The following is a 23605-nucleotide window of genomic DNA, read 5'->3' as shown; positions in this document are numbered from 1 at the left end:
AAAGTGCCCGTTCTGCGAAGATAAGGCTCATTAATGCAAACGCGAACTTTGATTGGAATATTCACAGCGTTAGCTTTGCAGGGATGCACTTTTCATACGTTGCCTGGCAGCCAGTTGGTTGCTCCCGGTTATATGCGCGTGAATCTGTGCCAAAAGCTGGACTCGCCCGAGCTTTGCAAGTCGAAGTTTGGCGAGTTCAAGAAACGGCTGATCGTGAAAGACATTTCCTCCACGGCGGGGTATATCATTCCAGATTCTGTTGGTTGGGGATGGGTGGTAAACAAAGTGAATGCACCTTTTGTTTTCTACGACCCGGAACTGAAGACAGAAATCCCCCCTCTGGAAGGGGAATTTATTCCGGGAAATTTCGAACCAGCCCTTAAAGTACCTTGCACGAAAGATGCGACATGCAGCCACCAGCAAGTGCTAACCGCTTGGAAAGATTCAATTTAAATCAAATTCACAGTGTTAGATCCCTTATTTAAACAATAGGGGATTTTTTTTAGCCAGATTTCTTCGTCAGCTGTCATGGCGGGGTTACTATGCTCTCAACACGAAAAACTACTTACCTGCAACTCTACGAATAAGGTACCGAACATGAAAAAGATTCTGACCGCTTCTTTGATTACTCTGGCAATGGCAATGACGGGCTGTGCTTCTAAACCTGTTCCGATGCCGGTGGATACCAATCCGTCGGAGGCTTTACAGTTTGCCCGTGCAATGGAGATGCGCCAAATTACAGATGCAGGTGATAATTATGTCATCTATAACAAGCTGGTTGACGGCGGGCGTATTCTCCCACTTGAGAATCCAGTAAGAGCAGGAGAGGTTGCCAAAACTCAACGGTCAGGTGCCGGTACGGCAGATGTTGTTGGTGGGTTGGCTATTAAAGATCCATTCATTGCTTTAACAGGTTTTTTAACCGCGAAAAGACCTCAGCCTTATACTGATGGGGTTGTTTTATTCGGTTCCTGGGCAGGGGGAGACCGGGAAGTAGATCAGTCTCAAATGTTTGAAGCCTTTAAAACCTTCGCCCCTAAAATGGCAGGTTTTAATGAATATGAACTATGCGGGCAGGACAAGAGCTGGAGTTGGTTCTCGTTAAGTAAAGCTAAAGAAACCGGGCACCTACCAAAACCGCCTGTTTTAGTCAGCCCTGAAGAGTATCGCTCTGGGTACGCATCGGCCTGTTTCTTCTATCTTGCGGCGAAAAAAGAAAACATGCCATTGATGAAGGAACTATCTGTGGCCCTTGGTGCAAAACGAGCTCTGTTTGTGCCAGCCTCCCAAGAGCATGCTCCGTATGTGTTTTACAACGGTAAGGTTCTTGAATTCAAAAACTCATATTACAGACGAAAGTAGAAACCCCGCCAAAACTGAGCGGGGTTTTTTATGATTAACGCACTTGTATTGAAGCGCCTGCTTTATCCTTCAGGTCATTTATATCAACGCTATCAACGCCATCCTTGAAACGGTCGAGGCTGTTTTTACGTTTACCGTCAACGTTGAGAATGCTGCCTGAACCGGTAATGCTGTCGAGATTGACTGATTCGGGCGTTGGCAGTAAATCGGCTGAGTAAAGTGAACCAATCCATTCCGACAGATCGACTTTTTGGAAGTCAATTCGACCAAACTCTTCCAACGTTAAGCCACGGCAATCCGGATTCTTGTTATCACCCCAACCAATGCCCAACTGGGCGCGCCCTTGTTCTTGGAAAATTCGCCCAATCTGTGAGTTGAACGTGCAGTAACTTGACCGTTTTTCAATGCACTGCCCTAACACTTTGGATTGGCACCAGCTATCGATGAAGGTCGCAAGTTTGGTTTCTTTTTTCACAGCAAGCTTAAATTCATCTGCTGTACAAGCCCAGATGATGTTTACCAAGATGTTTGCAACCTGATATGCCATGTAGGCATAACCGACAACGGAAATAGCGGAAGTAAGGGTGGAAGACAGCTCTACAGAACTGGCTAATGCGCCGTCGGACCCGACCGCAGCAACCGATTCTGACCCAGCAGCTGTGCCCCCGGCCTGGAATAACGCATTTGTTACGCTCGAACCAAAGGTGTCCAAAGTCCATTGAGCAACTTGTTTAGTTAAAGTGCCCACCGCCTGATCCATCATTTCTCCGATACCGAGATCTGCAATTTTATCTGCAACCGCTGACCCTGCATTACCAGTTAAGCTATCCAGTGCAGACATTGCAGGTTTAGTGATTGCATCAATAGCACTGTTAGCCAATTCAGAACCCATGTCGAACATGCCTTTACCTTGCTCGAACATGCCCGCTTTAACGGCCAGCGCATCTGAAACTTTCAGGGTGTAGTAGGTTAGCTGAAGATACTCAATCCAGCTGACATCAACAGGCTGGTTGCAGCAATCGACCCAGCCACCCAGTGCTGATTTACAAGTAGCAGCTTCACCTTTGAATAAGGTGCAAGTGCGATTGACGTTGATAGTTTCATCACCGCAGGTCATTTCGTTAACCGCGTAAGTCGCCGCTTGAAGCATTGCGACTGCCGTTTGGAAGTCTCCACTAGGTTCCGATTCTGGCGTTAAACAGGTACCGTTGATGCACTGCACCGCTCCAGCACACTGGTAAGTCTCGGTTTGTGTAGTGCTTGGCACTGTAACATCTTGACCGCAGTCCCAGGTCTCAGAAGCTTGCCAACAACCGCTTTGCCCACCAGCTGCGCCTGTGATGCAGGAAGACTTAATAAATTTGCAGGCATTGTTATTATCAAAGTCTTTGCATGAGTTATTCACTCCGGCATCAGTACCACAGTTAGATACAACGGTTGCACTACGGCAGAATGGGGAAAGCCCGCCGATCGGTGGTGTTTTAAGATCCTTTTCGCACACAGTAACCCCATTGATATAAGCGCAGCCATTCGCGTCAGGTGTGACTGTTTCATTGCAGGTGACCGAATAGTTTTGGCAATAACCCTGATTGACTGCATCCAGAAAAGTATTGAACCCTTCTTGGTTGTCGGCAATCCATTCATCTTTGCTAACGGCCTTAGATGGGTCGTAGCGAACTTCCAATTTCGCATAGCCTTCACCATTGCCATAAACTGAAACGCGTGTTTTGAAAATCAGTTCATCGCCGTCTTGTACTTCCTGGAAGTTCTGAGTCACGTCAGCCTGTGGATCAACACGCCAACTGGTATCCAACTCGCAAGGCCCTTCGGTTTCTGGTGGGAATAACTCACCTTTGCTGTAGTTCCAAGGTCGGTATTTCCCATCAGTACCTGCATCCTTCATTCCTGCAACAGGGCCCGCAAATACTTTTTTCTCACCAAGGTAGATCTGCATATAATCATCCCAGGTTGCGTAAGTCAGTTTTGCACTGGAAATGGCTTGCGGGTTGTAAACGCGAACACCTGTATATTCTTCATATATTTTACAACGACCATCCCAGTAGTTATCGCCGACTCTACCCACCCAAAGAGTTACGCAGGCTTCACCGCAACCTTCAATGTTGGCAGAACCGGAGCTATGGCTCAGGAAGCCTGCCACGTAAGGGTGGGTTAAACGATAGGTGCCACTGACGCTGGTGGTGCGAGTGCACTCTTTATAATCAGGAATGTGTTGCTTAACACCGTCCGTATTCAGTTCGGAGGTCATTGAGCAGTCATCCAGATCCTGCATGTATTTATCCTGGTTCGCCAAGAAATCTTTGTGTTTGTCAAAGATAGAATCCGTGGCTTTCAGTTTTGCAGTCGTTTTCGTTGAGCCTGAAACGGCGCGATAGGCTTCGCCTCGCAATGACGATTCAGAGGCAAGTGCAGAACCAGTATCAAAGCCTAACTTTTGGGTTTCACCATCATTACCATACACGGATTTCAGCTGATCCAGGGAGGTGGATGACGCCTCGCCAGGATACACGTTATTTAAGTTAACGGCCTCACCATCCCCATACTGAACAGTGCCGTTACTATTTGCAGAAAGACCGGGTAGAGACTTATAGAATTCAACCGCTGACTGAGCATTTGCTGCCGAGTTTGCCGAGTAAGCGTAGGGGGCATACATCGCTACACCCAAGTGGCTCATCGTGAACAACGTGCAGACCGTTTTTGAAAACCAATTTTTCCTAAAAAGGGTTATCATTCGTAATCACCTTGTAGATTGCAGGCATTGATGGCTAGGCGTATCACAGAAAATTTCGTCACCTGAAAGAACTGTGAGAGAATCAATGCATAGAGACGCCATTGAGCAAGCATAAATCAATGACGTATACGGGCAACAAAGAAGGGCAGCAAAACGAGGTGCTTTTCTTTTACTGATATTTGGGAGTAAAACATGAGTACATTTGGCGCACACGGCGTAGCCTATCTACCCCCCATTGTGGTTCACAGAGTTCCAATAAGCACGAAAAAGTCACCACCCAAACCACCGGGGATCCAAAGAGACATTGCGCTTTGCATGTTTTGGCTGGTACTCAGCGTTCCCGCTGCTTATATGCTCTATATCGGTTGAGTTTTTTAGGCCAAAAAAAAGCCTCCGACTGGAGGCTTTTGTATGTTAAGGGTTATTTCTTCTCGTTATCAGACATCAGCGCCTCGACAGATTCTTTTACGACATGAGCATCAGTACGATGCATGTTGCTCTTCGTGGATTCTACCTTGCCAATAATCGCCATTGCTAGCTGCTGATCGCCGCCTTCAAGCCTACCGTTCACATATTCACCGCCGGTTGCGAGGGTGACAGCGTGGAAGGCCTGAATACGAGCGTGTTCCATTTGCTCTGGCGTATTGTCTTTGTCTTTGACGGTACCGTACAAGTGTGAGATGGCATTTTTAGCGTATTCGCCTCTTTCACCTCCAACACCAGTTACTTGAGAAGCCATTTCCTGTCCCTGACCGTAACCTTCCTGATAAGAGAACCCCCCCGGCTTAATGCCGTTTGAAACCTTGTCTAAGGCGCTTTGAACCTTAGGCATCGCATCCCCCGTCATTCCATAATTTGATTTGTTCACCAGTTCATATCGTGCAGCATTGCCTCTCATAGTGTTGAGTTCTTGGGTTGAACGGGATTCATGATTCTCAACCTGTCCTTTATTATCGAAATGCTGATCAATAACGTGCCCCTGGGCTGTGCCTGGTGCTGATTGGGCATAATTACCAGCTATGCCTGCTGCTGCCTGACCCTGGGTAGAACTTGAACCATTATTAACACCACCAGCAATACTATCGATATGCGCTTCGGCTTGCTCTGCGTTAGCTGCGATCCCTTGGTTTGCCCTGGCAGCATCAGCGCTGACCTCTGGTTGTTGCGAACCTCCACTAACGAAACCTGACAGTTTAGCTACTTCGCCAGCTTGACCTATTGAAGCCGCTGCGCTGAACTGAGCGAATGTATGCGCATCTTCCTGTGCCATCCCTAGTGAAGAGAGGCGTGCTGTATCTTCGTTGATCCGCTGAGATAAGTCTTCGCGACCAGCCAATACCTGAGTTAGTGCGGCTTGAGCTTCGTTGCTACCTCCAATGGATTGCGCAATCTGTGCTGAGTTCATGTTTTGGCCCAGAGAGCTACTCATCGAATACTGTTGTGCTTCAGAATAGGATTTTTGAGCCGACTCCTGTTTTTTATAAGCTTCACCGTATTGTTGGGTTGCCGCAGTGCTTTGTCCTGCTGCCTGCATGCTGCTGTAATAAGCCATTGAAGACTGTGACCTGATTTGACTGAGTTGCGAGCTTAGCGCGTCACTGTTTGAAGCGTTATCACTGCTTGAGTAGCTCGCGTCCGCCGTGTGAGTTTTACCTTTTGAAGCTGACTCATTACGCTGTAAGGATGCCGACCCAGAAACTGAGGCACCAGACCCTCCAATTTTCAAACCAGCAGATGCCTCAGCGCTACCTTGAACAGAGCCCATATTCAAAGCTGTCAATGCTTCAGCTTCGGAAGTCCCGTTACGCGAAGCGACATCTTGAACAAACGAACGCTGGGAAGAGGTTAGAGAACCCAAAGCAGCTTGCATGGCATCCTGGCTTTGTTGAGACTGGGTTCCATTTCGCATGTTGGAAGCAACCTCTTGGAACATTTTCCCTTCTGATGCAGAGCGTTCAACCGAGGCTGACTCGACGTTCTGTTTAGCGCTGGCGAGGTTAGTAGAAGCAGATTGCTTCATATCAAATTTAGGCAATGCGGAAGATGCACCACCCATGACAGACCCACTGGAGCGATCGAAGTTCACATCAGCGCTTCGGTTGTTCATGGCTGGCGCGTTCGATACATCAGGAGCCATCTGCTTGGTATCAGCTGCGTGAGGCGCAGCGGCGGAGTTTGCCAGTGAGTTAAAGGCGACCGAACTACCCCATACGATAAAGCCACCCAATGCAGGGATCATCGCATATAAATTCCCAGCAAGGCCGATGCTTTTTTGAGTTTCAAATAGCATCAGATATAGCTTATCGAATGAAATCGGATCTATACCATTGAAAATGGCAGACAAGTTAGTTTGAGTGTGAACAAGCACGTACATGTTTACAACTGCTGCCAGTGGCATCCAAGTCTGAGTCCAGATAATGACCAGAAAATATTTCATAACCAAGCGAACACCCATAATGCCCAGACCGAATAAAAAGGCCATGAATGGCGTAAGAGCATAGATTAGCCCTTGGAAAATTGGCATAAACGCCGCCATCCAAGACAGGAAAGACGCGCCGGAGGATGCCCACTGGAAGGCTTGTTGGGTTTGCGTTTGAGTTCGGGTGATAGCAGCGGCACCTCGGAAGGAGGCTTCATATCCATACTTAGGCACATCACGAAGGTAGGGGTACATGATCATCGTCATTTGGAAATCACGCATCGTTGTACCGCTTAGGTTGTAAAAATTCATGATCTCCTGAACTTTTCTGCTCGTATTACAGACGTCACCATCGCCCTGACAAGTCCGGCCCAAAGCGGCATAAGAACGCTGGTAGGCTTTACGGAACATGTCAGAAGAGGATGCATGTTGCATGATCAATTTATCAAAAGCATCTGCACAAGAATATTGTGAAGATACACCTTTCATATCTTCCATTCCTGGAGCCCAGCCCACCATATTGCCATCATAAAGCACGACGTGCTGGAAGCGGTCATCAGATCTCAGCCCTTGCACGCCTTGAGTGCCTCTATAAAGAGTTGAGTAGGTTTTCGCCCCCCGAATAACATCTTTAGTCACGCAGGTTTTCATATAACTTTCCACGCTTCTGGCGAAATCTACACGCGGTTTTTCGTTGGCTAAAAACCAGCGCATTGGGTTTTTTAATGTGTCATAAAGAGACGTCATTGCCACCAATGGATCCAATGCACCATACTCAGTCATTGAAGGAGTGGAGAATGCTTGCTCCATTTTTTCTGTAATTGAATACCCGACAGTGGATATGATGGAGGCCGATGCTGCAAGGCCTGCCGGAACGTTATCAACTGCACGGAAACGTCCGCTAGTAACATCTTCGATGTTGACACGAGCCGAAACCTGGAAGAACACCATATACATGACAATACAGACGGCCATGTTTTGGAAGGAGACGGTTTTACCTGCTGAAATAGCCGATGAAATAACAATCCCGATCACCCCTAACAATGCAGCAATGCGAAATAGATCTGAGAACATCCCACTATTCATTAGCATTGCAACTGCGTTGAAAACATTATGCATAAATTCAATGTCACCAACGGTATATACGTTCCACTGAGTCATTTACTCATATCCTCTTAGAGTGCGCCGTCTACCGACCCTTCACCTTGATATTCAGTTAAAGGCAGGGATTGCATGTAGGACTGGAAGGTTTCCTGGATCTTCTCTTCACCGCCGTATCTGGCCGCTAATGTGCTATAGGAAATTGCCAAATTACGTCGCGCATCTTCTATCAACTTATACATCTCTTCGTAGTAAGCTGAAGCAGAATCATCGTTAGACTGCGCCATACGGGCCCCTGTTGCTGCGGCCGTTAGTAGATCACTGAGGTATTGATTCGCAGCCGAGTAGGATAGGACAGGTGAGATGGCTCGAATATACGAATGACTGGCGTTCAGGTCATGCCTTGCCAAAATGATAGCTTTATTACCAGCGCCACCAACGTTGTAATACCCAGCCTGTTCATGCCGCTCTCTAGATACTTCACCACCCGATTTTGCCGAAACCAGATACCCATCATCAATGAAGAATTTATTAATGGTGTTAGCAACGCCATTCAAGCCAATTTGCTGTTGCACTGGGTTTTCGCACGTTTCGGTTTGGTTTACGCAACTCCACATATGGAAGGCGGGGTCACCATGAATAATAGAATCCAACACGGAGCTAGTTGCCAGAGGGCCAAGTCGAACAACGCTTTTTTTAATGGATCCGTCTTTGTCTGTACTGATATCTTTTCCAACAATAATCGTACCAGTGAGAGACATAACCAATTCTTTCTGTTGTTGCTCAGAGCCTTCGAATTGAGATGAGAACTGTCCATTTTGCAGCAAGCACCACATGAGGTTGCCATAGTCGCCACAAGGCTTACGTTTCCCTGTATCACCTTTGACTTTCTCTGGGGCTTCACCACCACCTGAGTTACCCCACATTGCCTTGAACTGGTCAACAACACCATCAGACGAGAGTTGGGATGACACGGACATTTTGGCATTTTCACCAAATGCGGAAGCTGTATCTACCAGTAATCCTTTTGCTAATTGGCAGGAGTTAACGGTCAGATCGTTCATTTGCTGAACAACAGCCTGCATTTTTGAAATGGCATTATCCAGAACTGCATCCATTGCGTTAAGTGCCAGCTGAAAAGCCAGACCAGCCGCGTTAGCGGCGATGTTACGTAGCATCTGAACAAACTGCTCGGCATTGATAAATGAGAAAGACCCACCAAAAAGGTCGATCCCTCCACAGCCGCCCGACGCGGCAGGAAGATCGATTGTGACTGGCGTAAGAGTTCTTAGTTTATTTCGGAGAACAAAGCCCCCACCAGTGTACCCATCACGAGTAATGCTGTGATAATCTCCCGCGCCAGTTACATTGGACATTGAACCGAACATACTATCGAGCTGGGTACTGATATCCGCAGCATTGGAAGAAGACGTGAACACACCCGACAGAGCAATCGATATTGCTAAGATAGTGCGTTTGAGCCCTTTAGATTTTTGATGTTGTAAAACCATTTTTTGTTACTCCCGCTACTGTTATTTCGCCTTTGTAGATGCTGCGTAACCAGATTTCTTCTGAATGTATTTGATAAAGTCGTCCGAGTTCTCCAGGTACTCTTCCGGCATATCTTTCAGGATGCTCGAATCGATATACCCATTGTCGTTATATGGAAGCGTGCTTTTGTACTGCTCGTTGGTGATGAGCCCCGAGTCATGTGCAATCATGATTGTGCGGGATATCAACTGATCGGCACTGAGAGGCCCGAATGAAAGAATCCGCGTTGCCTCTGGAGGAATAGCCAGTGCGAGCGCAGGAGTGTTGGTGATCTGCAATTTTGCTGCTTGACCAGTATCTGCACGCCAGTTCTCCATGATGTTTCCAGGCATTGGTTTACCATCAATCGAAATTGGAATAACTTTCATACCGGTCATGTAAGTGAACGTATTCATGATCGCCGCTTGTTTCACACAGATTGAGCAATCTTCGCCACGGAAGAAAAAGAAAACCCCAGCGCGTGTGGCAATGTCTTTTATAACAAGCCGTGAGTTTTTTTCAGCCTCCGCAGACTGGTCCATAGCGCCGAAGGTAGACGTAGAGCGACGACTGCTTTCATCAATCAATGGATCTGTAGATGTCACTAAGCGCGCCATATCAGTAAACCGGCTCGCCTTGTCCAACATAATGCGCTGCGCAAGGTAATAGGCCCGGACGTTTTCCTGGGTTGGCTCGTCAATTGCGCGGTCACGTAATTTCTGTACGTTTTCACGGTACCAGGCCACGGTAAAGGCTTCAGGCCCCTCTTCAGGAGTAACCGCAACGGAAGGTTCAGGGACAGGCATTTGCTTGTCCTGCTCTACGGTTTTGTCCGCTTTAGCAACAGTAGTCTCAGGTTCGATTTCTTTCGGCGGTTCAGGAGGCATTTTTTTCCAGAACCAGCCTTCTTCTTTTCCATCCAGAAACGAGGTACCTCCAGCGGTAACCTGCCCGTTGGAAGCCTTTGGTTTATTATCTTTGCCACCCTCTGCTACCGCATGAGCAGAGAGCACCCCAAATACCAGGGTAGCGATGACTGTTTTATTGAAACTTTGGAATTTCATCTTCATTACCTTTGGTAAGAATTGCCGCTATCCTGTCAGTCCAAAAAAAGGAGTTTTTCCCCTTAAAAACCCTGGCTTTTTCAAGCTGTTGGCACAGTTGATAGTGTCTATATCTTTGTTGCCCGATCTTCTTAATGATGCTTTCGGGTTTTATACCAATTTCCTTACAGGCCTCATCGAGGGTCATGCGTCCGCCGTACTTACGTTCAAGTTCACGCTGCAAGCTGAGACGGTTAGAGTCAGTGCAGAGTATGGCTGGCAGCTTAAAAACAGGCATGAGCATCGAACGGCTGTGAGCACATACGAGAAGTTTCATCAAATCCCTCATCTGATGAATCAATGAGCGGTCATTTTGTCATACACAGGCAAGGAAAACGGCAAAAAAGGCCAGCAAAATGAGGCCAAAAACCGGTGTTCTCAAAGGGTTGAAGGAATCGCATGTGCTTGCGTTTTGTTTACCATCCTTCCGTTGTCTGTGAATGCAGCTCCGGTTATGGCTGGTAAAAAAAAGCAAAAAAAAACCCTGTCCGAAGACAGGGTTTTGGGTGGTTACCCTAGGCTGGAATTACGATTTGCTCTTGTTGCGAGTAAACGCGATCGGCATCGAGACAATCAAAAGAACTTTGATGACAAAGTCCTCTGTCACCTTGATGCCAAAGTGACTACCGAAAACAATCACCATGACAGCAATTGCAACAGTAAAAACAAGAGAGAAGAAGCGAAGGGTATTAAGTTTCATTTTAGGGCTCACTGAGGGAAGTTAAGCACAACGAGGATGTTGTGCGGAGGGGAAGTTAAATCGAAGTTATAGAGAGTGACGCAGTTTCATAATTTTACCGTAGACATCCTGAAGGATGAGCACGATGAAATAAGCGGCCAATGCAACACAACCGGCAGCAATGACAGACATGACAACAATAACAACTACCATAGTCATGACATCAAAGCTGAAAAATACCGTTGCAGCTACAATGATTACCGCAGGAATCAGCGGCAGGAATTTAAATATGTTTTTCATACATCACCAGTGAAAGAGAGTTTGTGGACAGCAAAAAAGCAATTAGTGAAACAGGTGTGCTTTTAAACCGATGGTGTAACGAGAGTAGATACCACCAAAGAGAGAATCTTTGAAAACATCCGGTTCTTCATTATCAGACAAAACAGCCTCAGCCATCTCCACGATACTCACCAACATCTGCGCGCAGAATGAGTTTTTCTTAAACAAATCCCGGTACAAACTGGTATGAATCACCCCATTCAAGTCCATCGCCAAGTTAATCAATAATGCTTGATTAACAGACAGCGAAGGGCAGTCAGGGTCATTGAACGATTCCGTACCAACACCAATTCGGTTCATTGCAAGCAATGTCCGAACCTCGCCTTCCAAATCAGCAAAGCGATGATTGATGTCAATATAGGTTTCTTCATTAATCACCACACCGAGATCATCGCGTAAATCAGAACCGCGCGAGTAATCTTCTTCATCAACGGGCACAATTTCCAAAAGGATGTTGCGAACAGCGATAGGGAAAGTTGTGGTGTAGCTATTGTCAGAGGTAACGTAACGCATGAGAAATACTCCTGTAGATAAAAATGAAGGGTAAGGATTACCAAACACATTGTTCTTTCATGAACTCGGGCTCATGTGCCACGAAACGAACAGCCTCAGCCATCGTTGAGTCGAAGAACCTGGAACACAAACTCCGGCCAAGCATGACTATCTCTTTTTTGAGAAGGTCAAGGCTAGGGTCGGAGAAACGGCCACATGCACAACAATACGCAAAACGAGTCGCCAGCTTTAATACCTGGGATTCGTTCTGATTAATACCAAACGCAGTATTGGCAATGCCAAGTCCACGATCGTTAAGCAATTTCACAGTTAACATATCGGAATGAATTAACGCCAAGTCAGCTTGCTCCTGAACATCAGAAGTGGGCCAAAGGCGCATCTTTTCAGATACGAATCCGTAAATGCTCAATTCGACAGAATGAGACATACGTACCTCTTTAATAGATTTATGAATTTAGAAAATTAAAAGATACCGGGCTTGCAACGAGCCAATGCGGCCAGAATGCGTTCGCGAGCAGGGGAGGGGCTAACAGTTGCCTGAATGCCTTCCATCCAATCCTCAACCGGTATGCGGGTGAATTTGTCGTCTGTATTGCGGATACGAAATGCAATCACTGCCCAACGTGATAAAGCATATTTAATACAAGCTTCATCACCCGGAACGACAACGCCACGCAGTTTCGCGGAAGCGTTATTGTATTCAATCAATGCACAAGCACTCATACAGTTCACCAAAACGAAAGGCCCGCTACGGGGCCTTTGCTTTTCAGAAGTTAATATTATCGTTTACTGTGACAGGAATAGGATCCTGATGTGCAGCAATATCGATGAAGTTAAAACGTTTAATGTTGGTGGCGCGAAGCACTTTGCCAGTAGAGAGCACAAAGGTCTCAACATCAGCATGGCGACTATCAGGCCAGGACTGAGAAATTGAGGTTTCGCGGATTAAATATGACCGTTTATTTGATGTGAAAGACACATAAGGTATCAGCATTGCTTAACCCTCTGAGCCCATCAGACCGTAGCCGTATGTCGTTAACGTATGCACTAAACACAGTGCATCAACGGTCATGTACGGCCACCAATTACCTGTCTCATCACGGAAGAAGTGTATTTCTAGTGAATCCGGGGCCATTGGGTGGTACGTATTGATCACGAAAGACTCTTCAAAAACGGGTAGGTTTTCAAACAAACTAACACTACGCTTTGGTGAATTGCCATGCACGTAACCAATGAGGTCATCAATCATTTCAACGGTAAAGCCGCTTTGTGGTTCAACGACAGAAGTATCAAAATTAATATATTTAGCCATGATGAATATCTCCAAGAGAAAGTAAAACGCTGACAAATGCCAGCGTTATTCTTTAAGCGGTTATGCACACTTCCGAGCAGCTTCGTTCGGGTAGTAGTGATAGAACGCCTTCTTGTATTTTTCGAAACCGCGACGCTGTGATTCAACGAAGTCCATATTTGATGGCGCATCGTAGTGGTTCGACTGAATTAAACGATCTTGTTCAGCCAGGTCATGCTTCCAGCGATGCAGAACACTCATACGAGTCTCTTCTGGGTCCAGTTTGGCGAAGAAGCAGCAGCTAGTGAAAGAGCACAGATCCGACTGATTTTTATCAGAGAAGATCCAGAGAATTTCATCAACACGCTGTTCAACGTTGCTTCTGGGGGCCGTCATGATGTACAGAGAGTCACGAATAATTTCGTAAGCCATCTGTTGCGAATAACGCAATTCATAACGATCATCTTTGGCAGCGCAAATTGCTTCATAAGTCCGGTCGTCAGCTTCAAACAGTTCGTTGAAGGACAGCTGATTTTCATGAGCAAATGCATTTTTGGACATAGTCATTTTGATCACCTTTAATAGATTTAAAATAAATTTAGGAATTAAAAACCCGGCCTCATGCAAAGCAGGAGGCTAAGGATTTGTTTAGGAAGGTTTTAAAATTAACGAGTTAAAGCTTTGCGGGAGACTTCGAGAAGCTTTCCGCGAAGGGCAGAGACAGAACCTACAGCAACACCAGTATCATCGAATAGAGAAGTCATAATGTTTGAATTAGCACCGCCGAAGCCAATACCAATAACAATCACACCTTCTTTTTTCGCGTCATTAACCATCTGAATAACAGGCCCGGAGTTATCGGGCTTACCATCAGTGACCACGACCATGACATGGCGATCAGCGCGCGCATTTAGCAAGTCACTGAACGCAGGCCATAAAGCTTGTTCCAGTGGCGTACAACCATTTGCGCTAATACCAAATTGCTTAGCGTTAACCGCAGCCCGGAAGCTTTGTTCACGCGCTTTTAGCAAGCCAACGTTATTTGCGGTGGCATGTGGGAAATGATAGGCCGAAGTCGAAACACCTTTGATGCCGTCCAACGCAAAGAGCAAGGAGACAACAGCGGCTTCAGCTTCAACCATGTCAGAACCCAATGAACTGCTTGAATCAAGCAGAACAGTAAAGGCAGAGTTGAACTCAACAGCTTTAGATTTGTGTCGGAATAACTTGGTTTCTCCTAAAAGAGCCGAAGTCAGCCGACGCGTATCCATAACACGACCCGTTTCTTTGTGTGTACGACGAGTTTGTTGCATACCTTGTAGTAGCCCGTGCATTGACTGACGAAGGCCAGACGCAGCCTGAACACCTCGGAGAACCGAAGCTTCTCTGGTTGCGTGACGCTTAGCCGGAGCAATACCGAACGGGGTAGCAGCAGGTGTGCGTTCACTTGGAGAAACGTTGTCTTTAATACAGTCATTCAAGCGTTCACCAGCACCTTTAATAACCTCGTTGAGATTATCATCAGTGACATTGGCAAAAGGGTCTGAATGGTCTGATTTAGACGGTGTTGAGCTGGTAGAAACGCTGGTGGAAACATCACTGCCAGAAGCAGGGCTGTCACCATTTTCAGGTTCATTACCAGGCTGAGCGGAAGTACCTTGAGACGATTGACCGTCAGAAGAGCCATCGCCAGCATCTACATTAGAGTCAGCACTATCATTATCTTCGCCAGGCTGTGAGTTATCACTGCTTGGTTCGGATTGTGAATCGTCACCGGTCTCAGGAGGCAGATCATGTTGGTCTTGTTGATTATCGTTAAAAGCATCTACTGCAAGATCGTAAAGACGACAGGAAATATCCAGACAGTCGGCAATGGAAGGCGCGTTAATCGCCAAACCGAGAATGTCCATCGCTGTATCAAACATGTTTTGTCCGAATAAGCGAATGAAGTCTGATTGGGCTTGATCAACAGGAATGTTAAGTGCGTGATACCGTTTGAAACCACACAAGAGTAAACCGTTGATAAATGCTACAGCAGGATCATCAGTTGGTTTCGTGTCCTCATTAAAAACAAAGTGATTTAACGCTTTGAGAAATGAAGGCACTCCGGGAAAGCGACGACCTATCGCACGTTCAATACGAAGATCTTCGGTTATGTTTACCAACTTACCAAGAACACTTGGGTTGTAGCCTTGTTTGGCACGAGCAGGAATGTCTTCTTTCAGAATCGGAAATTCTGTGTATTTGACATGCGCAGCTTCGTGAACCAAATAACCCAGAAGGACGTCAGACAATTTTTCAGCATCCTTATAGAAAGGAATGTTGATAGTGAATGAAGAACCTTGCTGAGAAGCACAAGCCGTAGAACCACCAACAGTTACATTCACTCCGAGCTGATCGCTCAGGGCGCGTGCAACGACGGGCAGAGAGTTATAAATACCCATACTTACCTCACAATAGATTTAATATAAATTTAAAAGGACGAAAACGAGTCGTTAAGGACGTTTCAAACAGGTGCGAAGGTCACCGTTGTCAGCCAAACGTAAAAAAAACGTTTTGCTATCCAAAGTCACCGAGGCGTTTTGCAGTACCTGTTGCCAGGTAAAGCGGTAGAGAGAGTGAGACGGGCCTAAACGGAGGATGTCGAAATCAGTTTCAGAAACACCAAGCCAGGGCAGGGTATTACCAAACAACACAGCAAAAGCCATAGGAAGCTGCTCACCGTATTTACTAAACTCAACAAGTAACTCGTTGTTGCACAAAAGATACTTTTGCATAACCAAGTCCATATTTAGGAAATTAAAAAAGGCCCGTAAAGGGGCCTTAGATTTAGAACATCATGATCCCATCGTCTGAATCGGTATCAGCAAAATCCAGATTAACTGGAGTAGCAGAAGCCGGGGCATTCAAATCGACAGCGGCAGCAGGAACGACGAAAGAACTCAGCAGCGCGCTATCATCAACAACTTCAACAGAACCAGCAGGCTGATTAACTTCAACAGTGCTTGACGTATCAGCCACTGTAACAACCGGGTCTGCAACAGGACCGGCCGGAGGCAAGTCGAGTGGCAGGTCGGCCAAGAAGCTATCATCAATCGTTTCAGCAACAGCGAATGCGTTCGTGTGTGGAACCACGTCAGCAGGAGTGGCTGGTGTTGTTTCCAAAGCAGGTTGTGCTGGTGGAGAAACCAAATCGGTAGTCGGCAACTCAAAAGAGGCGTCGAGAACCAAAGAGGCATCCAAACCAGAATCAGCTTGCGGATTTGAAAGCAACGATACAAACGACTTAGCAGCTTGTGGATCGCGGAGGTTGTTTAGAAGGGATAATGCATTGTTGTAGTCTTGACCGGTAACTTTGCCTGTCAAAGGTAAGTTATCAAGCACTTGAGACATGTACTCGCACAGACCTTCAACACTGGGGTCAATAAACGCCAGAGTACGAAGTTTTTCAGCAGAACGACGTAGCGGATTCAGTGTGTGTTGACTGATTGCATCTTTGCTATTCAGGTTCTTTAAGAACTTGTCAGCAACGGAGGCAACGTCTTCATAGACTTCATCTGCTAGACTTTTTACCTGACTTGCAAAACCATCTTGAATGATGGCATTGCCATAAGGAGTGATATGAATCGCAGTAAACCCAAATTGAATTTGGGAATCCATATAGCCGATATCAATCGCGGCATCGCGCACAAGGATTGCACGATACTTTTCCTCAAATGAATTAATCCAGCCATTAAAATCAGCCTTCAAAAATTCTTTTTTGTAGTCATAAAACTCTTGCTTCACATCCTTCAGTTCATCGATGAGTGCATTGACCTTATCCGTTGGGACAGCATAGCCGCCCATGAAAGCAACACCGTAGGACAAACAAGCTTTCTTAGCCTTGTTCTTAAAGCGTTCAAACGGGTTAATCAACTGCGGGTCAATCACTTTCTTAGAACCAAGAGACACCATGACTTCTGGTGGCAGTTCGGCATTTTCACCTAAGTCTTGACGTTGCAGCTTTTTACGGCCGCTAATGCAGGAAATCTCAGAAAGAGAAACCAGGATTAATTGGTCTAAAACTTGAGTGTGAGTTTGGTTATTCGTAGACATATTAGTTACCTTTTATTTATAAATTTAAAATATTAAAAAGGCCCAGAAATGGGCCATTATTTATTTAGAGAATTGCATTTAGAGAGGTGTTAACAAGGTTTAACCGAATACCGCTTTGAGGATGGCATGCAGAGCACGCTTATCATCAGCACCGGCACGGTTACCGATTTGTAAGTCGAAGGAAACTTGCAGAGCTTCAGGCATTTTGGCCTTATTCATCAGCGAGAAACGTTCAACCCAGGCAATCAGCGAGCGAGTAGAGCACGTAACAGACAATCGCGTGTCTGGCGAAACAGCGGATACCTTGACAGAAGAACTGTCATTGGACTGATTAAAATCACCAGCGATATCACTGCCGACAAACAACTTACGAATGATGTTAGCGATTTCAACAAACTTACCTGCGAGCACTTCATCTGAAATGAACTTCTTGATTAACGAGGTTTCAACGTCTTTTGGCATGTAATTCGCGTTGATGAACATATAGCGATCGAGGTTCGCGACGTTCAGCACTTTTACACCACCATAGACACCCGTTAAATCACCTTGGCCGATCGAGTTGGCTGTAGCGACAAAACGGAAGTTAGGATGCTTTTTGATCACTTCGTTGGTTTCAGGAATAACAAGATTCCCACCTTCTAAGATCGCGTTAAAAGCGTTAGCACAGCTTGGGTCAAGTTGGTCGTATTCATCCAAAAGGAAAATGAGGCCAAATTTGTAAGCAAGTGCCAGAGGACCATAAAGGAAGTCTGTACGGGTATCACCGGTCATTGTGTCGCAAACGAGACGAAGACCACCGACAAGACTATTAATGTCCAAATCCTGAGAAGCTGTTGTTTTCATCAAAGGCCAGTTCAGTCGAGCGGCAACTTGCTCAACAATACTGGTTTTACCGCAGCCTGTAGGGCCGGAGATCCACAGCGACTGACCCTGAGGGTAGTTAATCCACATCAGGACAGACGCACGCAGAGACGGCTCAAACACGTAATGATCATTTCGGCTAGGGATGGCAGCACTGAATGCATTATCCGCAGCGAAACCAGCATACGGTTTAACCTGCGCTTTCATGTGTTCTGGAATGACAACGCCGAATAATTCCGGAGAGATTGCGACGTTACGAACCAGGGTATCAGCAGCTAGAGTAGTGTTAAAAGTAGACATGTATTACCTCAATAATTTAGATAGATTTAAAAGAGTTAGGGAATTTAAAAGTGAAGAGTCGTCGAATTAAGCAGCAGGAGAACAGCAAACCAGATTGGAATGTGTATACCGGCTACTCATTTGTCCTTGTTCACAGACAATCGACTTAGGTGCATAAGTGGCAAACGCCGTAATACCACGCTCGGAAAGCGCGGTGATCAGGGTTGGCATAAAGTAGGTTTTGGCATAAACCAAAACACCTTCAGCCTGGTGACGGGAACACAGCAGCAAAGCGATATCTGCTAGTTCGTCGGCACGTTGCTGCATTAACGAAACGGTGGGGCAGTCATTGAACGAGAGTTTTTCACGAATGATTTGTGAAATGTCACGTTCAACATCAATCACACCCATTTCGCGTTGTGCGTCGGATGCTTTATATGCAGTCAGATTAACGATGGACATGGAGAGACTCCTAAAATTAATAGATTTAAAAGGTTTAAGGCCTCAGAAAAGAGGCGAGATTTAAGGTATTGCAAAGTTCCAGTAGAGTGACTGGAGGCACTTGTTGTTCTCAGCTTGAGAACGAAACACCGTTTTCGACGCATAAAAAAACCCGCTGCTTAAAAAGCAACGGGCTATCGAATTTGGTACAGATATGCGTGTGCCGTGTGAATGAGAGTAAACGCATTCAGAATGGCGATATGGCCGAAATTAGGTGTTTAGGGGCAGGTTGCCAGAAGTTAGGCGGTGTGTACCGCACCGCTACAATAATCAATTCTTACAGCTGGGTCAACAAGAAAAAACCCGACCGAAGTCGGGTGTGAGAGAGTTAAAACAACAACAAGGCATTGTCTTCAACACCGGTGAGTGCATCTCCTTCTGCCACAACAGGTTTGATGGCTTCAGGTGGAATATAAACGCTGTCCTCTGGGGAAGCTTCATACTCATAGACAGACAGGCTGGAGCGAAGAGACTCCTGAGTCACACAGTCCGGATATTGCTCAGCAGTCACATTAAGACGCTCAGCGATCATTTTCCAGTTAGTGCGACCTTTGACTTTACTTTCCAGATAGCGAAAACCAAACCCATCAATACGGACAGGGTCTGTGCTTTTGAAACCAAGACCTGTTGCAAGACCTTGAATCGACGCCTTAAGCGTTTCTTCAAGATTAGACAACTGGGCTTTCACGGCTTCAAACTCGGCTTCTTTGGCGCGGACATTCGCAACTTGACGGCGGATGTCAGCGATACGAGCAGAGAGATCATCTGGAGCAGTAAATTCACTGGTTTGGGCCAGAATATCGGCATCAGAAACCAGCAGGATGTCTTGCTGTTTATCAAAAGCCGGAGCTACCTTTTGATTTAAACGTTCCCAGAACTCTTTGCATGCAGCAAACAAACGTGTGAAAGCGCCCTGGTTAGGTTTGATAAGGAAAATCTTCGGCTGATCTTTAGCGGACCAGAAAACAAGATAAGCTTGCGGGGCACCTGTTACGAATAACTGATGCTGCACCTGCCAGAAGTAATATTTAAATTCCGGCGAGGCTGAACCTTGTTCGAGGATAGCTAAATGTTTTTTCTCTGAGAGATTCTTGATCTCCAGTACAGAACGGTCATCGAGCTGTCCATCAAGCGAAGCTATCATGAACGGGTACTTGGCATGTCGAACGCAAAAGGGTGAGGCTATTTGCCCCAATTCACTTTCGCAGTAAGACCGCGCAAGCGCTTCGAGTTTGTTACCGGCATCCACCTGCTTAATCGCAGATAGATCTTCAGAAGCAAGCAAGCCTGCATACTGAAGGTATAACTGATAAGGCGTTTTCATAGCTCCAGGCGCACCCAAGAGAATTGGGGAGCATGTTGCCGTAACACCTGTTCTACGCCATTTGTGCCACTCTGGAGTTCCTTGTTCAATATCGACAATTTCACAGATTGAATCAGACATACGATCACCATTAATAAATTTATAAAATTAAAAAACCGGCAATAAATGCCGGTTATGTTTTATGCTGCTTTAGCTGTTGAAATCAGGTTGCACAACATCTCTTTGAGACCTTTGTGTTTGACTGAATTCAAGGCAGATTCAAGTTCGTCGAATTGACCGGACTGAAGAGCTTGAGAGTAGAGCACTTGCATGGAGTTAGTTTCAGCTTCAACAGAAGAAACCCACTGGGCTGCACTGGCTTTAAACTCCCCGTCAGCAAGACGATTAACAAAGTCATTTGCGATCCCAAAATCACACATGTGAACTGACTCAGAAACTTTCGTACTGAGCAGGTCACGGCGCGATTGTTCCAATTGACGTTTTGCGTAAGCCAATTCGCTGTCGTTGAAAGAAAATGCGTCTTTCAGTTCGGCGATCATGGTTTCGTAAGCCAGCGTTTTTTCTGCGCGGGTAACGAGTTTCGCAATTCGTTTGAAACTGCTTTGACGAACACCTGGAATTTCAGACATCGGAACTTGAAGTTCTTCTGGCTGAGATCCACCCGCATCAGACTTGGGTTGAACATCAACTGGAGCTGACTGAGCTTCCTGTGACGCAGGCTGAGATGCCTTCTCAACGGGTTGGGCCGATTGCGCAGGGGGAGCGACGTCATCATGAGCAACAATTTCACCCTCAATAACACTGTCGTCAGCAACAATAGGCTGAGATGAAGCAACATCATTGTTAGCAGCCTGAGCAGCTTGACGTTGAGCCATTTCAGCAGCAGCAGCTTCAACAGGGACATGAGCGGAAGACTTGAACCCTTCTTCACCGTAGGTATTGAGATAATCAATCACTGCGCTGATTCGAGTTCGGTTGCCTGGGATTAAATGAACGGTTTGTTTAAGGGCGGATTTCAGAACCATTTTCCACGGGAATGTTGTCCACGGAGATAATGCTCTTTTATCAACTTTTTTCCAAGATTCAGAAACTGCGCGAGCAGCGGCTAAATCTTCAACAGTTACAAAGTAAACGAGGTTGCGGCCATCTCGCATGAGAAAGTCCACATAGACACCACGGAAGTTACCGCGAGCGCCTAAGGTACCTTTATCCGTCACCGTCAGAATCAAATCCCCTTTGCTAGCAAATGGGTCAAACTCATGGATCGGACTATTACGACGACCTTGTGGCTTAAATACTGCATCATTCTCAAACACCAATTCAGCAACAATGTCTTGGCAGAGTCCTTCATCTGTAGCCATTTTGATCAGGCCGAGATAAGAGACATCCAAGATCACCCGATTATTGCGTGGAACCAGATATGCCTGTTTCTGTGCAGGGTCGAGTGTCAAACCGGAACTCGCTAACTGTAAAAACGCAGTCTCGAAAGAACGCGGGTTAGTTAACGCAATACCAGTGAGATAGTCACTGTTGTTAATGATGTGCTTGGCAAACACACACTCTCTCTGGAAAGAGATATGTGGGTGCATTGCAGCCTTTTCAAACTGACTACCTAGAGTCATCATGTGACGGGTCACTGTGTCAACTCTGACCGTGATGTCAGTGTTGGCTCTTTTCGCGTTATTGTTGTCATAAGCGCGACGGGCATTGTTCGAATAAGACATGGTAGTACCTCATATTTAATAGATTTAAAAATTGACCAAACAGATATGAAAACGCCACTCAACGAGTGGCGTTTACTGCGGAGTATTAACCGCGCATATCGGAATAACTGCCATTACTAACCATTGCACGAGCTGCAATGAGTTGGTCTGTGACGGTAGGCTTTGTAGAAGGTACGAAGATCGCACTGCTACGAGCTGTCACAGTTTGCTTAACGGTAGGTTGTTGAGCGGGCGGCTGTTGTTTGGCTTCTCTCTTGGCTGCGGCACTTTTCTGTGCTTGCTGGAGTGCTGCACGGAACTTGTTACCGATCGTTTTCACTTCGTCATAACTCATCTTCTGAACAACTAACTCAGCATCCAGACGCGCCTGTAATTCAGGCGAACGCAGTGGTTGTTGAGTTGGTGTCGAAGCAGTGATTGGAGCAACGTAAGACTGAGGATTAGCATCATTAATTCGCGTATCAACGACCAGGTTGGTCGCAATATCGTGAACGGAGAATGCATGGAACTCAGTACGCTGAACATCGGAACCATCTTTCACATAGCGAGCTGTGCGAGCGATAGCTTCGATAGAGATCTCAGAGTCTTTCTTGATGGTATTGTGGAGAAAATCAGCAACTTTACCGAAAGCCTTGATAGGGAAAAACTCAATCACTTTTTGCGAGTTGATCTTCATTTCACAACCCAAACGGAAAAAAATGACAGAGTCATTACCGTTTTTAGCGGGAGTATAACGAGGGTCGATCGCTACTTTACCTTTAGCTTTGGAGAACATAGTTAATACCTCAATTAATAGATTTAAAATATTTAGAAAGTTTATGCCTGGAAAGGCCTGACTAGCCTGAGGTTAAATCTCAGGTACAGTCTGTTTAGGAAGGGAAGTTAAGGGTATTGCAATGGCCAGTAGAGTGACTGGACGCACTGATATTCCTCAGCGTGAGGAAAAACACCGGTTCGACGAGCAGCAAAAAGCCCGGAGCCTTATAGGGCACCGGGCTGTCGAATTCTGTTTTGTAGGCATGAAAAAGCCGTGAGAATGAATGCGGGATTCATTCGTAGAGGCGCTGGTGGCCGAAATTAGGTGTTTTGGTTAAGGGCTATTGCCGGAAGTTATGCGATGTAATCGCCAGAACAGAGTAAGCGATAGGAGCGTAAGGGTCAATCGAAAGGCAAAAAAAACCCAGCATAGGCTGGGTTTCTTGGGAGGTTAAGATGAAAAATGATAGAAGAACATTCGAAACTCAATGATACGCAGCAGCTAATTGAAGGTATCGACGATGAATGAAGTCCAGGGTGGCGCGATAGGTAAAGCTATTGGAGTAGCTCGTTCCATCCAGATGGACAAAGATCATGAATGCGTCTTCTAGACGTGAACGATCTTTTTTTCTCAATCGATTCTTACCAATATTGCATGCTACTGAAGCCAACATGAATTTAACTTTGGCCATCAACTTGATAGCTTCAGTCCGGTTTTTAACGCCGCATTCACGAAGTGCAATATCATCATTTTGACTGATACAAAGAGGGCAATCATCAGCACCTTCATGGTGACAGCAATGCCATCCACAATCATTACAATTGAGGGTATAGGTATTGCGGGAAGCATCAAAGCCTTCCAACTGACAAGGACTACCACAACGAATACAGTTTTCGAACGTGGAAGCATTAATGATAATCATAAATCACCTTGAAATTAATAGATTTAAAATAGTTAAAAGCCCAGGAATCTGGGCTT

General features: G+C 46.0%; 24 protein-coding genes. 3 read left to right on the top strand and 21 right to left on the bottom strand.

The window, feature by feature from the left end; genetic code table 11:
- The first annotated feature begins 33 nt into the window (after positions 1-33).
- Both PSF67_RS15960 and PSF67_RS15955 read left to right on the top strand, forming a co-directional pair.
- Positions 34-453, top strand: a complete 420-nt coding sequence (locus PSF67_RS15960; protein WP_042847219.1) for a hypothetical protein — start codon at positions 34-36, stop codon at positions 451-453.
- Positions 454-597: 144 nt separating this feature from the next.
- Complete coding sequence (locus PSF67_RS15955; protein ID WP_272677248.1) at positions 598-1362, top strand: hypothetical protein; 765 nt, start codon at positions 598-600, stop codon at positions 1360-1362.
- Positions 1363-1396: 34 nt separating this feature from the next.
- Here PSF67_RS15955 and traN read toward each other — a convergent pair whose 3' ends face one another.
- From traN to PSF67_RS15930, 5 genes are all read right to left on the bottom strand, one after another.
- Positions 1397-4111 (bottom strand): conjugal transfer mating pair stabilization protein TraN, encoded by a 2715-nt coding sequence (gene traN, locus PSF67_RS15950; RefSeq protein ID WP_196053746.1) that lies wholly within the window; start codon positions 4109-4111, stop codon positions 1397-1399.
- Positions 4112-4532: 421 nt separating this feature from the next.
- Positions 4533-7691: a conjugal transfer protein TraG N-terminal domain-containing protein gene (locus PSF67_RS15945; RefSeq protein ID WP_272677247.1), complete on the bottom strand. Its 3159-nt coding sequence runs from the start codon at positions 7689-7691 to the stop codon at positions 4533-4535.
- A gap of 14 nt (positions 7692-7705) precedes the next feature.
- Positions 7706-9142, bottom strand: a complete 1437-nt coding sequence (locus PSF67_RS15940) for a conjugal transfer protein TraH (protein ID WP_042847221.1) — start codon at positions 9140-9142, stop codon at positions 7706-7708.
- Between the two features lie 21 nt (positions 9143-9163).
- Positions 9164-10225 (bottom strand): conjugal transfer protein TraF, encoded by a 1062-nt coding sequence (gene traF / locus PSF67_RS15935; RefSeq protein ID WP_237072361.1) that lies wholly within the window; start codon positions 10223-10225, stop codon positions 9164-9166.
- A complete protein-coding gene (locus PSF67_RS15930; RefSeq protein WP_166268095.1) occupies positions 10203-10541 on the bottom strand; it encodes a hypothetical protein in 339 nt (112 codons plus the stop codon). The genes traF and PSF67_RS15930 overlap by 23 nt, the downstream gene beginning before the upstream one ends.
- 36 nt (positions 10542-10577) lie before the next feature.
- Here PSF67_RS15930 and PSF67_RS15925 point away from each other — a divergent pair, with 36 nt between their 5' ends.
- Positions 10578-10979 carry a hypothetical protein gene (locus PSF67_RS15925; protein WP_042847223.1) on the top strand — a complete coding sequence of 134 codons (402 nt, stop codon included), beginning with the start codon at positions 10578-10580 and terminating at the stop codon, positions 10977-10979.
- Between the two features lie 51 nt (positions 10980-11030).
- Here the strand turns inward: PSF67_RS15925 and PSF67_RS15920 are convergent, their stop codons facing one another.
- The 16 genes from PSF67_RS15920 to PSF67_RS15845 form a co-directional block, all read right to left on the bottom strand.
- Positions 11031-11243 (bottom strand): hypothetical protein, encoded by a 213-nt coding sequence (locus PSF67_RS15920; RefSeq protein ID WP_042847224.1) that lies wholly within the window; start codon positions 11241-11243, stop codon positions 11031-11033.
- 42 nt (positions 11244-11285) lie between these two features.
- Entirely contained in the window at positions 11286-11795 is a 510-nt protein-coding gene (locus tag PSF67_RS15915) for a hypothetical protein (RefSeq protein ID WP_042847225.1), read from the bottom strand.
- A 37-nt stretch (positions 11796-11832) separates the two neighbouring features.
- Positions 11833-12222: a hypothetical protein gene (locus tag PSF67_RS15910; RefSeq protein ID WP_042847226.1), complete on the bottom strand. Its 390-nt coding sequence runs from the start codon at positions 12220-12222 to the stop codon at positions 11833-11835.
- A gap of 35 nt (positions 12223-12257) precedes the next feature.
- Positions 12258-12518, bottom strand: a complete 261-nt coding sequence (locus PSF67_RS15905) for a hypothetical protein (RefSeq protein WP_042847227.1) — start codon at positions 12516-12518, stop codon at positions 12258-12260.
- A 43-nt stretch (positions 12519-12561) separates the two neighbouring features.
- On the bottom strand, positions 12562-12789 hold the full coding sequence (locus tag PSF67_RS15900) for a hypothetical protein (protein ID WP_042847228.1): 228 nt from the start codon (positions 12787-12789) through the stop codon (positions 12562-12564).
- A 3-nt stretch (positions 12790-12792) separates the two neighbouring features.
- The gene (locus PSF67_RS15895; protein ID WP_042847229.1) at positions 12793-13107 is read right to left on the bottom strand and encodes a hypothetical protein; all 315 of its coding nucleotides are present in this window, start codon (positions 13105-13107) and stop codon (positions 12793-12795) included.
- A 60-nt stretch (positions 13108-13167) separates the two neighbouring features.
- Positions 13168-13653, bottom strand: a complete 486-nt coding sequence (locus PSF67_RS15890; protein ID WP_042847230.1) for a hypothetical protein — start codon at positions 13651-13653, stop codon at positions 13168-13170.
- 98 nt (positions 13654-13751) lie between these two features.
- Positions 13752-15530 (bottom strand): VWA domain-containing protein, encoded by a 1779-nt coding sequence (locus PSF67_RS15885; RefSeq protein WP_166267788.1) that lies wholly within the window; start codon positions 15528-15530, stop codon positions 13752-13754.
- Positions 15531-15581: 51 nt separating this feature from the next.
- The gene (locus PSF67_RS15880; protein ID WP_042847232.1) at positions 15582-15863 is read right to left on the bottom strand and encodes a hypothetical protein; all 282 of its coding nucleotides are present in this window, start codon (positions 15861-15863) and stop codon (positions 15582-15584) included.
- Between the two features lie 52 nt (positions 15864-15915).
- A complete protein-coding gene (locus tag PSF67_RS15875; RefSeq protein WP_052219376.1) occupies positions 15916-17181 on the bottom strand; it encodes a DUF3150 domain-containing protein in 1266 nt (421 codons plus the stop codon).
- Between the two features lie 99 nt (positions 17182-17280).
- Complete coding sequence (locus PSF67_RS15870; protein WP_042847233.1) at positions 17281-18342, bottom strand: AAA family ATPase; 1062 nt, start codon at positions 18340-18342, stop codon at positions 17281-17283.
- Between the two features lie 66 nt (positions 18343-18408).
- Positions 18409-18783, bottom strand: a complete 375-nt coding sequence (locus PSF67_RS15865; protein ID WP_042847234.1) for a hypothetical protein — start codon at positions 18781-18783, stop codon at positions 18409-18411.
- A 367-nt stretch (positions 18784-19150) separates the two neighbouring features.
- Complete coding sequence (locus PSF67_RS15860) at positions 19151-20266, bottom strand: lambda-exonuclease family protein (RefSeq protein WP_052219377.1); 1116 nt, start codon at positions 20264-20266, stop codon at positions 19151-19153.
- Positions 20267-20325: 59 nt separating this feature from the next.
- Positions 20326-21870: a recombinase RecT gene (locus tag PSF67_RS15855; RefSeq protein ID WP_042847235.1), complete on the bottom strand. Its 1545-nt coding sequence runs from the start codon at positions 21868-21870 to the stop codon at positions 20326-20328.
- Between the two features lie 85 nt (positions 21871-21955).
- Positions 21956-22645 carry a single-stranded DNA-binding protein gene (locus PSF67_RS15850; RefSeq protein WP_052219378.1) on the bottom strand — a complete coding sequence of 230 codons (690 nt, stop codon included), beginning with the start codon at positions 22643-22645 and terminating at the stop codon, positions 21956-21958.
- Between the two features lie 466 nt (positions 22646-23111).
- Entirely contained in the window at positions 23112-23549 is a 438-nt protein-coding gene (locus tag PSF67_RS15845; RefSeq protein ID WP_042847236.1) for a hypothetical protein, read from the bottom strand.
- Positions 23550-23605 lie beyond the last annotated feature (56 nt).

Source organism: Providencia sp. PROV076 (genome assembly GCF_028483405.1).
Classification (GTDB): Bacteria; Pseudomonadota; Gammaproteobacteria; order Enterobacterales; family Enterobacteriaceae; genus Providencia; species Providencia huaxiensis.
Note: the sequence above shows the minus strand (reverse complement) of the source record. Positions and strands in the feature narration are given on the sequence as shown.

Coding starts and splice junctions, on each gene's coding strand:
- PSF67_RS15865 (WP_042847234.1), bottom strand. CDS start 18,783: ATGTCCATCGTTAATCTGACTGCATATAAAGCATCCGACGCACAACGC.
- PSF67_RS15880 (WP_042847232.1), bottom strand. CDS start 15,863: ATGCAAAAGTATCTTTTGTGCAACAACGAGTTACTTGTTGAGTTTAGT.
- PSF67_RS15855 (WP_042847235.1), bottom strand. CDS start 21,870: ATGTCTTATTCGAACAATGCCCGTCGCGCTTATGACAACAATAACGCG.
- PSF67_RS15940 (WP_042847221.1), bottom strand. CDS start 9,142: ATGGTTTTACAACATCAAAAATCTAAAGGGCTCAAACGCACTATCTTA.
- PSF67_RS15885 (WP_166267788.1), bottom strand. CDS start 15,530: ATGGGTATTTATAACTCTCTGCCCGTCGTTGCACGCGCCCTGAGCGAT.
- PSF67_RS15945 (WP_272677247.1), bottom strand. CDS start 7,691: ATGACTCAGTGGAACGTATATACCGTTGGTGACATTGAATTTATGCAT.
- PSF67_RS15895 (WP_042847229.1), bottom strand. CDS start 13,107: ATGGCTAAATATATTAATTTTGATACTTCTGTCGTTGAACCACAAAGC.
- traF (WP_237072361.1), bottom strand. CDS start 10,225: ATGAAATTCCAAAGTTTCAATAAAACAGTCATCGCTACCCTGGTATTT.
- PSF67_RS15890 (WP_042847230.1), bottom strand. CDS start 13,653: ATGACTATGTCCAAAAATGCATTTGCTCATGAAAATCAGCTGTCCTTC.
- PSF67_RS15915 (WP_042847225.1), bottom strand. CDS start 11,795: ATGCGTTACGTTACCTCTGACAATAGCTACACCACAACTTTCCCTATC.
- PSF67_RS15850 (WP_052219378.1), bottom strand. CDS start 22,645: ATGTTCTCCAAAGCTAAAGGTAAAGTAGCGATCGACCCTCGTTATACT.
- PSF67_RS15910 (WP_042847226.1), bottom strand. CDS start 12,222: ATGTCTCATTCTGTCGAATTGAGCATTTACGGATTCGTATCTGAAAAG.
- PSF67_RS15860 (WP_052219377.1), bottom strand. CDS start 20,266: ATGTCTGATTCAATCTGTGAAATTGTCGATATTGAACAAGGAACTCCA.
- traN (WP_196053746.1), bottom strand. CDS start 4,111: ATGATAACCCTTTTTAGGAAAAATTGGTTTTCAAAAACGGTCTGCACG.
- PSF67_RS15920 (WP_042847224.1), bottom strand. CDS start 11,243: ATGAAAAACATATTTAAATTCCTGCCGCTGATTCCTGCGGTAATCATT.
- PSF67_RS15900 (WP_042847228.1), bottom strand. CDS start 12,789: ATGCTGATACCTTATGTGTCTTTCACATCAAATAAACGGTCATATTTA.
- PSF67_RS15875 (WP_052219376.1), bottom strand. CDS start 17,181: ATGTCTACGAATAACCAAACTCACACTCAAGTTTTAGACCAATTAATC.
- PSF67_RS15930 (WP_166268095.1), bottom strand. CDS start 10,541: ATGAAACTTCTCGTATGTGCTCACAGCCGTTCGATGCTCATGCCTGTT.
- PSF67_RS15845 (WP_042847236.1), bottom strand. CDS start 23,549: ATGATTATCATTAATGCTTCCACGTTCGAAAACTGTATTCGTTGTGGT.
- PSF67_RS15960 (WP_042847219.1), top strand. CDS start 34: ATGCAAACGCGAACTTTGATTGGAATATTCACAGCGTTAGCTTTGCAG.
- PSF67_RS15905 (WP_042847227.1), bottom strand. CDS start 12,518: ATGAGTGCTTGTGCATTGATTGAATACAATAACGCTTCCGCGAAACTG.
- PSF67_RS15870 (WP_042847233.1), bottom strand. CDS start 18,342: ATGTCTACTTTTAACACTACTCTAGCTGCTGATACCCTGGTTCGTAAC.
- PSF67_RS15955 (WP_272677248.1), top strand. CDS start 598: ATGAAAAAGATTCTGACCGCTTCTTTGATTACTCTGGCAATGGCAATG.